We start from the raw sequence: 13,380 nt of genomic DNA on the forward strand, positions 1-13,380 counted from the left end.
CGTCAGATGGCCGGATCGGTCGTGAAGACGGTCAGCACGGGCGCAGCCGCGAGCAGCGGGCCGAGGTCGGTGACCTGGCCCGGTCCGGCGCGGAACTCGCGGTAGGCCGCGTCGTGCTCCTCGGACTCCCAGCGCTCGTACGCGACCCAGTGCGCGGGATCCTCGCGATCGACCAGCACGTCGACGCCCTGGTTGCCGTCGAAGGCCCGGGTCTCCTCGAGCACCCGTCGCAGCACGGTCCGTGCCTCGTCGAGGAGCTCGGGCTTGAAGCGGAGCTCGAGCGTTGCGGTGATCGCCATGGTGTTCTCCAGTTTCGGTGGTCGGACCGCCCACACTAGAGCCGAGGCGCAACCCTGTCGCATCCAGTGGCAGGGCACTATGGGGTGACGTGATCCACGCCATACCCGGAGGTTGATGTGCACTTCCCCCTGACCGTTCGTGATTTCCTCGACCGTGCCGTCACGGTCTATCCCGACCGCGTCGCGGTGGTCGACGAGCCGGACCAGCCCGCCGAGTCGTGGGGCGAGATCACCTACGCCGAGCTCGGCCGCCGAGCCCGCGCGCAGGCGGCGACGCTCGACGAGATGGGCGTCCCCGTCGGGGGCCGGGTCGCGATCGTCTCGCACAACTCGGCGCGCATGCTCACCTCGTTCTACGGCGTCTCGGGCTGGGGACGCGTCCTCGTGCCCATCAACTTCCGGCTCGCGGTCGCCGAGATCCGCTACATCGTGGAGCACTCCGGCGCCCAGGTGCTGATGGTCGATCCCGAGCTGCGCCACCTCGTCGACGAGATCGACTGCGAGCGGATCTTCGTGCTCGGCGAGGACGACGACAAGATCTGGGGATCGACCAAAGAGCCGCAGCCGTGGGAGGGCGACGAGAACGCGACCGCCACGATCAACTACACGTCCGGGACGACCGCGCGACCCAAGGGCGTCCAGCTCACGCACCGCAACAACTGGCTCAACGCGACGGTCTTCGGCTGGCAGGCGTCGGTCTCGGACCGCGACGTCTATCTGCACACGCTGCCGATGTTCCACGCGAACGGCTGGGGCCACCCGTTCACGGCGACCGGCATGGGCGCGCAGCACGTCATCATCCGCAAGATCGACGGCACCGAGATCCTGCGACGCATCGAGCGGCACGGCGTGACGTACCTCTGCGCCGCGCCGGCGGTCGTCACGGCAGCGCTGGACGCGCTCAAGACCTGGGAGGGCGAGGTGCCCGGACGTGACCGCGTCCGCATCATCGTCGCGGGCGCACCCCCGCCGACCCGCACGATCGAGCGCGTCCGCGAGGAGCTCGGCTGGGAGTTCATCCAGATCTACGGTCTGACCGAGACCTCGCCCCTGCTCACGATGAGCCGCATGCGCGCGGAGTGGGACGATCTGGAGCCGCACCAGCAGGCGGTCAACCTCGGCCGCGCCGGCGCGCCCGCGGTCGGCGTCCGGATGATGGTCGACGACCAGGGCGAGGTGCTGGCGCAGTCCAACCACAACCTCGCGTCGTACTGGGAGAACCCCGAGGCCACCGCCGACGCCCAGGCCGGCAACTGGTTCCACACCGGCGACGGCGGCACGTTCGAGGACGGCTACATCACGATCGCCGACCGCAAGAAGGACGTCATCATCACCGGCGGCGAGAACGTCTCCTCGATCGAGGTCGAGGACGCCCTCATGTCGCACCCGTCGGTCAGGGAGGCCGCCGTGATCGGCATCCCCGACGAGAAGTGGGGTGAGCTGATCACCGCCCTGATCGTCCTCGATCCCGACGAGAAGCCCACCGACGAGGCCGCCCTCGTGGCGCACTGCCGCGAGCACCTCGCAGGCTACAAGTGCCCCAAGCGCATCGAGTTCCGCGACGAGCTCGCCCGCACCGCGACCGGCAAGCTGCAGAAGTTCAAGCTCCGCCAGGAGTTCTGGAAGGACGCCGACCGCCAGGTCAACTGACCCGCGGATTCCCAGGAGAACCCAGGAACCTGTCACCGATCACCCGTCACGACGTGGGTGAGACGTCAGCTTCGGGGGTTCTCCTGGGAATCTGCGACCCGTCGGGCTCAGCCGCGCAGCTGGGCGGCGAGGGGGCAGTCGAAGGGATCGCGCGCCCGGATGCCGACGTTGTTGAGGTAGTCGATCACGATCCCGTACGACTGGAAGAGCCCGACCTCCAGGTAGTCGACGCCCTGCGCCTCGCAGTGGGCGCGTACGAGCGGCTGCGCCTTGCGCAGGTTGCAGCGCGGCATGTTGGGGAACAGGTGGTGCTCGATCTGGTAGTTCAGCCCGCCCATCGCCCAGTCGACGACCGGATTGCCCCGCACGTTGCGCGACACCATGACCTGGCGGCGCAGGAAGTCGAGCTTCATCCCCGGCGGGATGATCGGCATCCCCTTGTGCGCCGGCGCGAAGGAGGCGCCGAGGCAGAAGCCGAACACCGCCATCTGGACGGCGAAGAAGGCCAGGGCCTTGCCCAGGGGCAGGAACGTCAGCAAGATCGCGACGTACGCCGTCAGGCGGGTCACGACCAGGAACAGCTCGACCCGGCGCCACGGTTGCTTGGAGGTCTTGTCGCGGGCCGCGCGGATGCTCTCGGCATGCAGGTTCAGCCCCTCGAGCGTCAGCAGGGGGAAGAACAGCCACCCCTGGCGCTTGACGAACCAGCCGGCGAATCCCTCGGTGCGCTGCGCGACGATGCCGGGCGTGAAGGCGATCGCGCCCGGCCCGATGTCGGGGTCGTAGCCCTCGAGATTGGGACCCTTGTGGTGCATGTTGTGCTTTGCCCGCCACCACGCGAAGCTCAGCCCGGCGAATCCGCCCGCAAGGATGCGGGCGGTCCAGGAGTTCCACTTCGCGGAGGTGAACATCTGCCGGTGGGCGGCGTCGTGGCCGAGGAAGCCGAACTGCGTCACGATGACACCCAGCGCAGCCGCCAGCACCAGCTGGAACCATGAGTTGCCCAGCGCGAAGAAGGCGACCCAGATCGCGAAGAACGCCGCGACGTGCGCGCCGATCTGCCACCAGTAGTACAGGCGCCGGCGCTCGAGCAGTCCCTCGTCGCGGACCGCCTTCATCAGCTCGGCGTAGCGACTCACGTACCGCTCGCTCGGCGCCGGGCCGGTCTGGAGCTCCTGGGTCATGTGCGCCCCCTTCTGGGGTGCTCATCACGGACCGCCGGGGGCTGGACGCCACTGACTGGCAACGTGTTGACCACTCTGGCACGCATCCGGGAAGGCTGCGCGCCCAGCGGCCGATTCCCAGGAGAACCCCGGAATCCTGCGGCGACCACAGGTTGCGCCCGGTGGGACGTGACAGATTCCGTGGTTCTCCTGGGAATCCGGGGCGGTCAGTCCAGCACGAGCAGGAGGTCTCCGCCTTCGACCTGGCGGGGCTCGGCGATCACGAGCCGCGCGACCGTGCCGGCGTGGGCGGCCGTGATGGACGCCTCCATCTTCATGGCCTCGATCGTCGCGACGACCTGGCCGGCCTCGACGACGTCGCCCTCGGCCACGAGCGCGTGCACGACGCCCGCGAACGGCACCGCGACGTGGCGAGGGTTGCCGGTGTCGGCCTTCTCGGCGGCCGCGACCTTGGAGTCGACGGACCGGTCGCGCACCTGGGTCGGCCGGAGCTGGCCGTTGATCGTGCCGAGCACGTTGCGGACGCCGCGCTCGTCGGCGTCGCCGATCGCCTCGACGCCGAACAGCAGCAGATTGCCCTCGGACACCTCGACCTCGGTCTCCTCCCCGGCCCGCATGCCGTAGAGGAACGCCTCGGTGGGCACGGCGGTCAGGTCGCCGAACTCGACCCTCGCCTGGTCGAAGTCGTGGGTGGGCCCCGGGAACAGCAGCCGGTTGAGCGTGTGGCGACGATCCGTGGTGAGGCCCGCGCGGTCCTCGTCCGACAGCTCCTCGACCCGCGCCTTGACCGACCGGCCCTGCAGCGCCTTGGTGCGGAACGGCTCGGGCCAGCCGCCAGGCGGGTCCCCGAGCTCACCGGACAGGAAGCCGATCACCGACTCCGGGATGTCGAACGCTGCGGGGTCCTGCGCGAACGTCTCGGGGTCGGCCCCCACCGCGACGAGGTGCAGGGCGAGGTCGCCCACCACCTTGGACGAGGGGGTCACCTTGACGATGTCGCCGAGGATGTCGTTGGCCGCGGCGTACATGTCCTCGATCTGCTCGAACTTCTCGCCCAGGCCCAACGCGATGGCCTGCTGGCGCAGGTTCGACAGCTGACCGCCGGGGATCTCGTGGCGATAGACCCGTCCGGTCGGGGCGGGCAGACCCGATTCGAACGGCGCGTAGAGACGGCGGGTCGCCTCCCAGTACGGCTCGAGGGCGTTGACGGCCTCGATGTCGAGACCGGTCGGACGGTCGGAGTGGTCGGTCGCCGCGACGAGGGCCGACATCGGCGGCTGCGACGTCGTGCCGGCCAGCGCAGCCGACGCGGCGTCCACCGCGTCCACTCCCGCCTCGATCGCCGCGACGAGGGTTGCGAGCTGGCCACCGGGCGTGTCGTGGGTGTGCAGGTGCACCGGCAGGTCGAAGCGCTCGCGCAGGGCACGCACGAGCGTCCGCGCGGCCGGTGCACGCAGCAGCCCGGCCATGTCCTTGATCGCCAGCACGTGCGCCCCGGCGTCGACGATGCGCTCGGCGAGGTCGAGGTAGTAGTCGAGCGTGTAGAGCGTCTCGCCCGGATCGGACAGGTCGCCGGTGTAGCAGAGGGCGACCTCGGCGACGGCCGTCCCGGTCGCGCGCACCGCCTCGATCGCGGGCCGCATCTGGTCGACGTCGTTGAGCGCGTCGAAGATGCGGAAGATGTCGACACCGGTCGCGGCCGCCTCGGCGACGAAGGCGTCGGTGACCTCGGTCGGGTACGGCGTGTAGCCGACCGTGTTGCGCCCCCGCAGCAGCATCTGCAGGCAGATGTTGGGGGCCGCCTCGCGCATCGCCGCGAGCCGGTCCCACGGATCCTCGTTGAGGAAGCGCAGCGCCACGTCGTACGTCGCTCCGCCCCACGCCTCGATCGAGAGCAGCTGCGGCGTCATCCGCGCGACGTACGGTGCGACCTGCACGAGATCGCGGGTCCGCACCCGGGTGGCGAGCAGCGACTGGTGCGCGTCGCGGAACGTCGTGTCGGTCACGCCCACGGTGTCGCGCTGGCGCAAGGCGGCGGCGAATCCCTCGGGCCCGAGCTCGGCCAGCAGCTGCCGCGACCCGTCCGGAGCCGGGGCCCCGAGGTCCACCTCGGGCAGCTTGGAGACAGGGTCGACGGTCGTCGGCGCGGGACCGTGCGGCTTGTTGACCGTGACGTCCGCGAGCCAGGACAAGATCTTGCCGGCGGGGTCCGCGGCGCCGTGCGCCTCCAGCAGCCCGGGGTGCTCCTCGATGAACGACGTCGTGACGCGCCCGGCCCGGAAGTCCGGATCGGCCAGGAGGCCCTGCAGGAAGCCGATGTTGGTCGACACCCCGCTGACGTGGAACTCGCCCAGTGCTCGCTCGGCACGGGTCACCGCGGCCTCGAAGTCACGGCCCCGGCACGTCAGCTTGGACAGCATCGAGTCGAAGTGCGGGCTGACCACGGCTCCGGTGAACGCCGTGCCGCCGTCGAGGCGTACGCCCGGACCTCCCGGCGAGCGGTACGCCGTGATCGTGCCGGTGTCGGGACGGAAGCCGTTGGCCGGGTCCTCGGTCGTGATCCGGCACTGCAGGGCGAAGCCCCGCGCGGTGATCGTCGACTGGTCGTCGAGGCCGAGATCGGCGAGCGTCGCGCCGGCCGCGATCTCCATCTGGGCCTGCACGAGATCGACGCCGGTGACCTCCTCGGTCACGGTGTGCTCGACCTGGATCCGCGGGTTCATCTCGATGAACACGTAGCGGTGGTCGGCGCCGAGCAGGAACTCCACCGTGCCCGCGCACGAGTAGCCGATCGACTCCGCGAACCGCACCGCGTCGGCACACATGGCCTCGCGGACCTCGGCCGGCAGGTGCGGCGCGGGCGCGATCTCGACGACCTTCTGGTGTCGCCGCTGCACCGAGCAGTCCCGCTCCCGCAAATGAACCACTGAGCCGACGGAGTCGGCAAGAACTTGCACCTCGATGTGCCGGGCGTCGACGACCGCCTCCTCGATGAAGCAGGTGGGATCACCGAACGCCCCGTCGGCCTCACGCATCGCCGCCTCGATCGACTCCCGCAGCCGCGCCGGGTCGTCGACCCTGCGCATGCCGCGGCCGCCACCTCCGGCCACCGCCTTGACGAACAACGGGTACGTCAGCGCGTCCGAGCTCGCCATCAGCTCGTCGACATCCGCGGACGGCTCGACCGACGTCAACGTGGGCACGCCGGCGGCCCGGGCGGCGGCGATCGCGGACGCCTTGTTGCCGGTCAGCTCCAGGACCTCGCGCGCGGGACCGATGAAGGTGATGCCGGCCTGCTCGCACGCCTCCGCGAGATCGGGGTTCTCGGACAGGAAGCCGTAGCCCGGGTAGATCGCGTCCGCCCCGGCCGCCACCGCTGCCGCGACGATCGCCTCGGGGTCGAGATAGGCCCGCACGGGGTGCCCCCGCTCGCCGATCTCGTACGCCTCGTCGGCGCGTACCCGGTGCTCCGAGCCGCGGTCCTCGTAGGGGAACACCGCGACGGTCCGCGCGCCGAGCTCGTGCGCGGCGCGGATCGCGCGGATCGCGATCTCCCCACGATTGGCGACAAGAATCTTGTGGAACAACGGGGGCGTCCTTGCTCAGAGGGTCCGAGTCCACAATGTAACGGCCGGTCGTCGCGCCTCGCGGCCCCAGGGCCTCAGCGGACGAGCAGCAGCCGGCGCCCCGACCGACGGATCGTGAGGCGTTGGCCCCACGAGAGGGACATCGAGTCCGCCTCGATGCCGTCGCCGAAGCACACCAGACGGTCGGACTCGACGGCGACGACGAGCGAGCCGGCGTCGGGGACGATCCCCTCGGTGAAGCTCGTGCCCGTCGCCGGCGAGGGCCACGGCTCGCGCACGAACCAGCACAGCTCGGGCGACGTCGGCTGCGGCAGCGCGAGCTCGCTGCGCCGCTCCTGCCAGCTCGATCGCAGCCAGCCGGTCGCCCCGGTCCCCGTGCCGGCGAGGATGCCCGAGGACGAGTGTCGCTCCTGGCGTCCCTCGGCCTGGATCACGTAGCGCGCGGACTGGTGGCTCGGGTGACCGATGAAGAGCTCGTTGAGCGCGCGCAGCTCCTGGCCGTCGTCCGTCACGGCCTCGACCATCGTGCGCTCCTCGAGCACCCCGGCGCCGCGGCCGAGCGCCGTCAGCACGGCACCCACCGCTTCGGGCGCGTGCGGCACGAGGATTCCCGGATTCCACTGAGGCTCCGGGTTCACGCCGACGACGGGCTGCCCGCTGAGGTACTTCGCGACATTGGCCACCAGTCCGTCCTGGCCGACCGCGATCACCACGTCCTCGGGGCCGAAGACGAAGCGGTCCAGCTCGTCGCGCTCGACCTCGACGCGCCGCCACTCGACCGGGATCGCCGCCGAGGTCGCGGCGCGTGCCGCCGTCAGCGCAGCATGGCGCCGCTCCACGTCGCCGATGTCCCGGCCGCGCGAGGACAGGAAGAACTCCGCCTGGCCGTGCGTGCCGTGACGCGCGACCAGGTCCTCGTACTCCGAGCGGCGGTGGACCACGACCGCGCGGGGCCGCAGACTCACTCGGACGCCGTAGCCGTCGTCCCCTGCCCGTCGCCGAGCCGGGTCAGCAGCGGCGCCAGCAGCTCCGGGGTGATGCTGAGGTGCGTGATGGGCGGCAGGTTGGCGGCCAGCTCACGCAGGGCGAGGGCGATCAGCTTGTCCTGGTCGACGTCGCCGTACGCGGCGAACTTCGCCGACTCCGCAGTCGCGTCGGCCTCGCCGAGCAGCCGCGTCCGGGCCGCATCCGCGTCCGCGATCAATCCTTGGCGCTGGGCCTTGGCGACCGTCGCGATGCGGTCGGCCTCCGCCTGCTCACTTGCCCGCTTGCGCTCGTTCTGTCCCCGCTGGGCGACGAGCTCCTCCTCGCGCCGGGCCAGCTCGATCTGGTTGGTCAGCTCGTTCTCGGCGATGGCCCGCTCGTTCTCGACGGCCACGGCTCGGCGCTCGAACGTGGCCCGGTCGGCCTCCTGCTGCACCGCCTCGCGGGTCGGCGTCTGCAGCGCACGCTCCAGGTCGGCCTCCGCGCGGATGGCGACGACCCGGACGTCGGTCACCGACAGCCCGCGCTCGATGAGTCGCTGGTCGTTCGCGAGCTGGTCGGCGACCTGCTGCCGCACAGGTCCGATGCCGTGGGCGAGAGCCTCGGCCATCGTGATGCCGGCGAGGTACTCGAGCGCGGGCTGCTGCGCGAGCTCGGTCAGCAGGCCGCCCAGGCGCTCGAGCGGACGGGCGTTCCACTCGCCCGAGCGGGGGTTGATGCCGAAATCGATGCGGGTCGCGGCGACGACGGGCTCGGACACCCGGTACGTCACGGTGGCCTGCACCGACACGACCTGGAAGTCCGACGTCCGCGCCTGGAACATCAGCGCCTGCTCGCGGTCGTCCATGGGGACCTCGGCGAGGGCCGCCGTGCTGGGCCGGAACCAGAACGAGACGCCCGCGCCCGAGCGCTTCACGGCACCGTCGCGCAGCTGCAGCACGAACGACGTCGGGTCCGAGCGCAGGTGGTGGACGAAAGGTCGTCGGGTGATGTCTGCCATGGTTCCCCTCGGGAGTCGGACGGTCGGGGGACAGTCTGCCTGTCTCCCCCGTCCGGCTCGCGTCAGGCCTTGACGACGCGCGTGTCGAGGATCATGTCGGCGAACGTCCGGTTCTCCTTGTCCCACAGCGGCCACAGGAATCCGATGTAGCACGGGATCGCGTCGAGGATGTGGAGGAAGGACCGAGCGATCGAGAGCCCGAAACCGACCGGCTGTCGCGTGGCCGCACCCACCAGCGCAATCTTCATGACCTTCTTGCCCAGCGACTGTCCGGTGCGACCCTGCATGGCGCCGGTGTTGTACAGCAGCCAGCCCAGGCCGAAGAGCAGGTTGAGCACGAACGGCAGGCCGCTCAGCTCGAACGAGGCCTGACCGTCCGACGTCTCGGTGCTGCCGAACACGAAGGTGAGGACGATCGCGACGGCCAACGGCGGCAACACATCGATGATGGTCGCGGCGACGCGCAATCCCCAGCTGGCGAGGCCGCCGGAGGAAGCACCCTGAGGGGCTTGCGGCGAGGTCGGGTACGGCTCGGTCATGGGCTCTCCTGGTGGTCGACGATGTCGACCCACAAGGTAGCGACGCCACGCCCTGCCCGTACGACGTTCGCGGCTATCGGTGTCGTCTTGTCACGAAGCTCAGCGACGCCGCTGGCGCCAGATGACGACCTGGTTGCCGGACACGCGGGCCGGCAGGTTCTGCGGCAGCTTCGACTGCGCGATCTCGGCCTGCAGCTCGGCCACCTTCTCCTGCAGCGCGAGCACCTGGTTCTCCAGCTCGATGACGCGCTTGACGCCCTCGAGGCCCAGGCCCTCGGCGGTCAGTCGAGCCACCGTGCGCAGGAGCTCGATGTCACGCAACGAGTAGCGCCGGCCACCCCCGCCCGTGCGCCCGGGGGCGACGAGGCCCAGCCGGTCGTACGTGCGGAGGGTCTGCGGGTGGAGCCCGGACAGCTCGGCCGCGACGCTGATGACGAACACCTTCGCCTCGGGCCCAGGGGGCTGGAATCCCGCCCCCTGGGCCGCCGACTTCTGCGAGTCCGTCGACATCACGACACCGCCTCGAACATCCCGTCACGCGGGGAGCCTGCGCCGCGTGCCTCACGGAAGGCCTCGACCGCAGCCCGCTCCGCGTCCGACAGCTCGGCGGGCACCTGCACCTCGACGGTCACGAGCAGATCGCCTCGACCGCCGTTCTTGGTGGTGGCGCCCTTGCCGCTGGCGCGGAAGGTGCGACCCGTGGGCGTGCCCGCGGGCACCTTGATCCGGACCGGCGGCCCGTCCAGGGTGGGCACCTGGATCTGAGCGCCCAGCGCGGCCTCGTCGAAGGTCACGGGCACCGTGATCGTGAGGTGATCACCCTTGCGCCCGAACAGACGGTGGGGCTCGACGTGCACGAGCAGGAACAGGTCCCCGTTCGGCCCGCCGTTGTCACCCTTGCCGCCCTTGCCCTTGAGCCGGATGCGCTGACCGTCCTTGACGCCCGCAGGCACCTTGACGTTCAGCGTGCGGCTGGTGGGCGCACGCCCGGAGCCGTGGCAGGTGTCGCACGGGTGCTCGACGATGAGCCCTCGGCCACGGCACAGGTCGCACGGCTCGGTCATGGCGAACACGCCGCCGGACGCGCCGGTCACCATGCCGCTGCCCTGGCACTTCGGGCACACCTTGGGCGTCGTGCCCGGTCGCGCCCCCGTGCCGTGGCAGGTCGTGCAGGGCTCGTCGCTGGTCATCCGCAACGGGAGCGTCGCCCCGTCGACGGCCTGCTCAAAGGTGATCGTCGCCTCGGTCTCGAGGTCGTCACCCTTGCGTCCCGGCGGACGCTGCCGGCCCCGTCCGCGGCCTCCGAAGAGGCCGCCGAACAGGTCCGACATGTCGAAGTCGGCCTGGGTGCCGCCTCCGCCCGGCGGGCGGAAGCCGCCCCCGGATCCGAATCCCCCCGGGCCGCCGCGGAACTGCCCGAACATGCTGCGCTGCTCGTCGTACTCCTTGCGCTTGTCCTTGGACGAGAGCACGGCGTACGCCTCGGAGACCTCCTTGAAGCGCTCCTCGGCGGCCTGGTTGCCGGGGTTGGAGTCGGGGTGGTTCTCACGAGCCAGCTTGCGATACGCCTTCTTGATCTCGTCCTGACTCGCGTCCTTCTTGACCCCGAGGACCTTGTAGAAGTCCTTAGTCGCCCAGTCACTCGCTGCCATCTGCCACCCCTCCTTCCGTTGCTACTGGTTGTCGTCGGCGTCGGTCGCGGACTCCCCTGCGGGAGCCTCCGCCGATGCGTCCTCGGCAGGTGCCGAGGGCGCTGCCGCCTCGCTGGCCGGATCGACGACGCCGACCGTTGCGGGCCGGATCACGCGATCGCCGATCCTGTAGCCGGTGCGCATCACGGTGTCGATCGTCGTGGTGTCGACCTCGGTCGACTCCCCGGCGTGGAACACCGCCTCGTGCAGCGCGGGGTCGAAGGCCTCGCCCTTGGCGCCGAACGCCTCGAGCTTGTGCTTGGCCACCGCTGCCTGCAGCGAGTCCGCGACGGCCTTGAAGCCGCCCGCGAGCTCACCGTGCTCGGCCGCACGACCGATGTCGTCCAGCACGGTCAGGAGGGACTGCAGGACTGCAGCCTCTCCCTGCGCACGGACGAGCTCACGGTCACGGTCGACGCGACGCTTGTAGTTGACGTACTCCGCCTGGAGCCGCTGCAGGTCGAGCGTCCGCTCGGCCAGCTGCTGCTCCGGTGTCGGCTCGGTCGGCGTCTCCGCCGGCTGAGCTTCCTCAGCCGGCGTCGACTCCTGCTCGGGGACCGAGTCGGTTCCCGGCTCCGTCACTTCTTGTCGTCCTCGTCATCGACGATCTCGGCCTCGACGACGTCGTCGTCATCGCCGGCGTCCGCGGTGGGCGCGTCCGTGCCGGCAGCCTGGGCGTCGGCCGCAGCCGCGGCGTACATCGCCTCGCCCATCTTGGAGCTGGACTCACCGAGCTTGGTCACGGCCGCCTGGATGGCGTCCGCGTCCTCGCCCTTGAGCGACTCGTTGAGCGCGTCGAGGTCAGCCTGCACCTCGGCCTTGACGTCGTCGCCGACCTTGTCGCCGTTCTCGGAGAGGAACTTCTCCGTGGTGTGCGCGAGCGACTCGGCCTGGTTGCGGGTCTCGACGGCCTCGCGACGCTTGCGGTCCTCCTCGGCGTACGCCTCGGCGTCCTTGACCATCTTGTCGATGTCGTCCTTGGACAGGGCCGAGCCGCCGGTGATCGTCATCGACTGCTCCTTGCCCGTGCCACGGTCCTTGGCGGACACGTTGACGATGCCGTTGGCGTCGATGTCGAAGGTGACCTCGATCTGCGGCACGCCACGCGGCGCCGGGGGCAGGCCGGTCAGCTCGAACGTGGCCAGCAGCTGGTTGCCCGCCGCCATCTCGCGCTCGCCCTGGTAGACCTGGATCGCGACGGACGGCTGGTTGTCGTCGGCCGTCGTGAAGACCTCGGACCGCTTGGTCGGGATCGTCGTGTTGCGCTCGATGAGCTTGGTCATCACGCCGCCCTTGGTCTCGATGCCGAGGCTCAGCGGGGTGACGTCGAGCAGGAGCACGTCCTTGACCTCGCCCTTGAGCACGCCGGCCTGCAGGCTCGCGCCGAGAGCGACGACCTCGTCGGGGTTGACGCCCTTGTTGGGCTCCTTGCCGCCGGTCAGGCCCTTGACGACCTCGGAGACGGCCGGCATGCGGGTCGAGCCGCCGACCAGCACGACGTGGTCGATGTCGCTGACCTTGATCCCGGCGTCCTTGATGACGTTGTGGAACGGGGCCTTGGTGCGCTCGAGCAGGTCCGAGCTGATCTTCTCGAACTCGGCGCGCGTCAGGGTCTCGTCGAGGAACACGGGGTTCTTGTCGGCGTCGACCGTGATGTACGGCAGGTTGATCGAGGTCGACGACGAGCTCGAGAGCTCGATCTTGGCGCGCTCGGCGGCTTCACGGACACGCGGCATGGCCATCTTGTCCTTGGTCAGGTCCAGGCCGGTGCTGCTCTTGAAGCGGGTGACGATCCAGTCGACGATCTTCTCGTCCCAGTCGTCGCCACCGAGGTGGTTGTCGCCGCTCGTGGCCTTGACCTCGATGACGCCGTCGCCGATCTCCAGCAGGGACACGTCGAACGTGCCGCCGCCGAGGTCGAAGACGAGGATCGTCTGGTCGTCGGCCTTGTCCAGGCCGTACGCGAGGGCGGCCGCGGTCGGCTCGTTGATGATGCGGCTGACGTTGAGGCCCGCGATCTCACCGGCCTCCTTGGTCGCCTGACGCTGGTGGTCGTTGAAGTACGCCGGGACGGTGATGACCGCGTCGGTCACGGCCTCGCCGAGGTACGCCTCGGCATCCCGCTTGAGCTTCTGCAGGATGAAGGCGGAGATCTGCTGCGGCGTGAACGTCTTGCCGTCGATCTCGGTGGTCCAGTCCGTGCCGATGTGGCGCTTGACCGAACGGATCGTGCGATCGACGTTGGTCACGCCCTGGCGCTTGGCGACCTCGCCGGCCAGGACCTCTCCGTCCTTGGCGAATGCGACGACCGAGGGGGTGGTGCGAGCGCCTTCGGCGTTCGCGATGACGGTGGGCTCGCCACCTTCGAGCACGGCGACGACGGAGTTCGTCGTGCCCAGGTCAATTCCGACCGCTCTTGCCATGGTGTGTCCTCCTGCTGTGGGTG

General features: G+C 70.2%; 11 protein-coding genes. 1 reads left to right on the top strand and 10 read right to left on the bottom strand.

All coding sequences use genetic code 11. The features are described 5' to 3' along the window. Positions 1-2: 2 nt before the first annotated feature. The gene (locus tag GEV26_RS16635) at positions 3-299 is read right to left on the bottom strand and encodes a putative quinol monooxygenase (protein ID WP_153654674.1); all 297 of its coding nucleotides are present in this window, start codon (positions 297-299) and stop codon (positions 3-5) included. 117 nt (positions 300-416) lie between these two features. Here GEV26_RS16635 and GEV26_RS16640 point away from each other — a divergent pair, with 117 nt between their 5' ends. Then, on the top strand, positions 417-1,949 hold the full coding sequence (locus GEV26_RS16640; RefSeq protein ID WP_153654675.1) for an AMP-binding protein: 1,533 nt from the start codon (positions 417-419) through the stop codon (positions 1,947-1,949). 107 nt (positions 1,950-2,056) lie between these two features. Here the strand turns inward: GEV26_RS16640 and GEV26_RS16645 are convergent, their stop codons facing one another. From GEV26_RS16645 to dnaK, 9 genes are all read right to left on the bottom strand, one after another. Beyond that, positions 2,057-3,133, bottom strand: a complete 1,077-nt coding sequence (locus tag GEV26_RS16645) for a fatty acid desaturase family protein (protein ID WP_153654676.1) — start codon at positions 3,131-3,133, stop codon at positions 2,057-2,059. A 206-nt stretch (positions 3,134-3,339) separates the two neighbouring features. Next, positions 3,340-6,720 (bottom strand): pyruvate carboxylase, encoded by a 3,381-nt coding sequence (locus GEV26_RS16650; RefSeq protein WP_153654677.1) that lies wholly within the window; start codon positions 6,718-6,720, stop codon positions 3,340-3,342. Between the two features lie 74 nt (positions 6,721-6,794). Then, positions 6,795-7,685: a diacylglycerol kinase catalytic domain-containing protein gene (locus tag GEV26_RS16655; RefSeq protein WP_153654678.1), complete on the bottom strand. Its 891-nt coding sequence runs from the start codon at positions 7,683-7,685 to the stop codon at positions 6,795-6,797. Further along, on the bottom strand, positions 7,682-8,704 hold the full coding sequence (locus GEV26_RS16660; protein ID WP_153654679.1) for an SPFH domain-containing protein: 1,023 nt from the start codon (positions 8,702-8,704) through the stop codon (positions 7,682-7,684). The genes GEV26_RS16655 and GEV26_RS16660 overlap by 4 nt, the downstream gene beginning before the upstream one ends. A gap of 62 nt (positions 8,705-8,766) precedes the next feature. Further along, positions 8,767-9,243, bottom strand: a complete 477-nt coding sequence (locus GEV26_RS16665; RefSeq protein ID WP_153654680.1) for an RDD family protein — start codon at positions 9,241-9,243, stop codon at positions 8,767-8,769. A 99-nt stretch (positions 9,244-9,342) separates the two neighbouring features. Further along, positions 9,343-9,753: a heat shock protein transcriptional repressor HspR gene (locus GEV26_RS16670; protein WP_153909860.1), complete on the bottom strand. Its 411-nt coding sequence runs from the start codon at positions 9,751-9,753 to the stop codon at positions 9,343-9,345. After that, entirely contained in the window at positions 9,753-10,895 is a 1,143-nt protein-coding gene (gene dnaJ / locus GEV26_RS16675; RefSeq protein ID WP_153654681.1) for a molecular chaperone DnaJ, read from the bottom strand. The genes GEV26_RS16670 and dnaJ overlap by 1 nt, the downstream gene beginning before the upstream one ends. A 21-nt stretch (positions 10,896-10,916) precedes the next feature. Further along, a complete protein-coding gene (locus GEV26_RS16680; RefSeq protein ID WP_153654682.1) occupies positions 10,917-11,516 on the bottom strand; it encodes a nucleotide exchange factor GrpE in 600 nt (199 codons plus the stop codon). After that, positions 11,513-13,357 (bottom strand): molecular chaperone DnaK, encoded by a 1,845-nt coding sequence (gene dnaK, locus GEV26_RS16685; protein ID WP_153654683.1) that lies wholly within the window; start codon positions 13,355-13,357, stop codon positions 11,513-11,515. Before dnaK ends, GEV26_RS16680 begins: the two co-directional genes overlap by 4 nt. Between the last annotated feature and the right edge of the window lie 23 nt (positions 13,358-13,380).

Origin of the sequence: Aeromicrobium yanjiei, assembly GCF_009649075.1 — a bacterium.
GTDB classification, from domain to species: domain Bacteria; phylum Actinomycetota; class Actinomycetes; order Propionibacteriales; family Nocardioidaceae; genus Aeromicrobium; species Aeromicrobium yanjiei.

Excerpts from the sequence above, each read along its gene's own strand:
- GEV26_RS16670 (WP_153909860.1), bottom strand. The coding sequence starts at position 9,753 with ATGTCGACGGACTCGCAGAAGTCGGCGGCCCAGGGGGCGGGATTCCAG.
- dnaJ (WP_153654681.1), bottom strand. The coding sequence starts at position 10,895 with ATGGCAGCGAGTGACTGGGCGACTAAGGACTTCTACAAGGTCCTCGGG.
- GEV26_RS16635 (WP_153654674.1), bottom strand. The coding sequence starts at position 299 with ATGGCGATCACCGCAACGCTCGAGCTCCGCTTCAAGCCCGAGCTCCTC.
- GEV26_RS16660 (WP_153654679.1), bottom strand. The coding sequence starts at position 8,704 with ATGGCAGACATCACCCGACGACCTTTCGTCCACCACCTGCGCTCGGAC.
- GEV26_RS16665 (WP_153654680.1), bottom strand. The coding sequence starts at position 9,243 with ATGACCGAGCCGTACCCGACCTCGCCGCAAGCCCCTCAGGGTGCTTCC.
- dnaK (WP_153654683.1), bottom strand. The coding sequence starts at position 13,357 with ATGGCAAGAGCGGTCGGAATTGACCTGGGCACGACGAACTCCGTCGTC.
- GEV26_RS16645 (WP_153654676.1), bottom strand. The coding sequence starts at position 3,133 with ATGACCCAGGAGCTCCAGACCGGCCCGGCGCCGAGCGAGCGGTACGTG.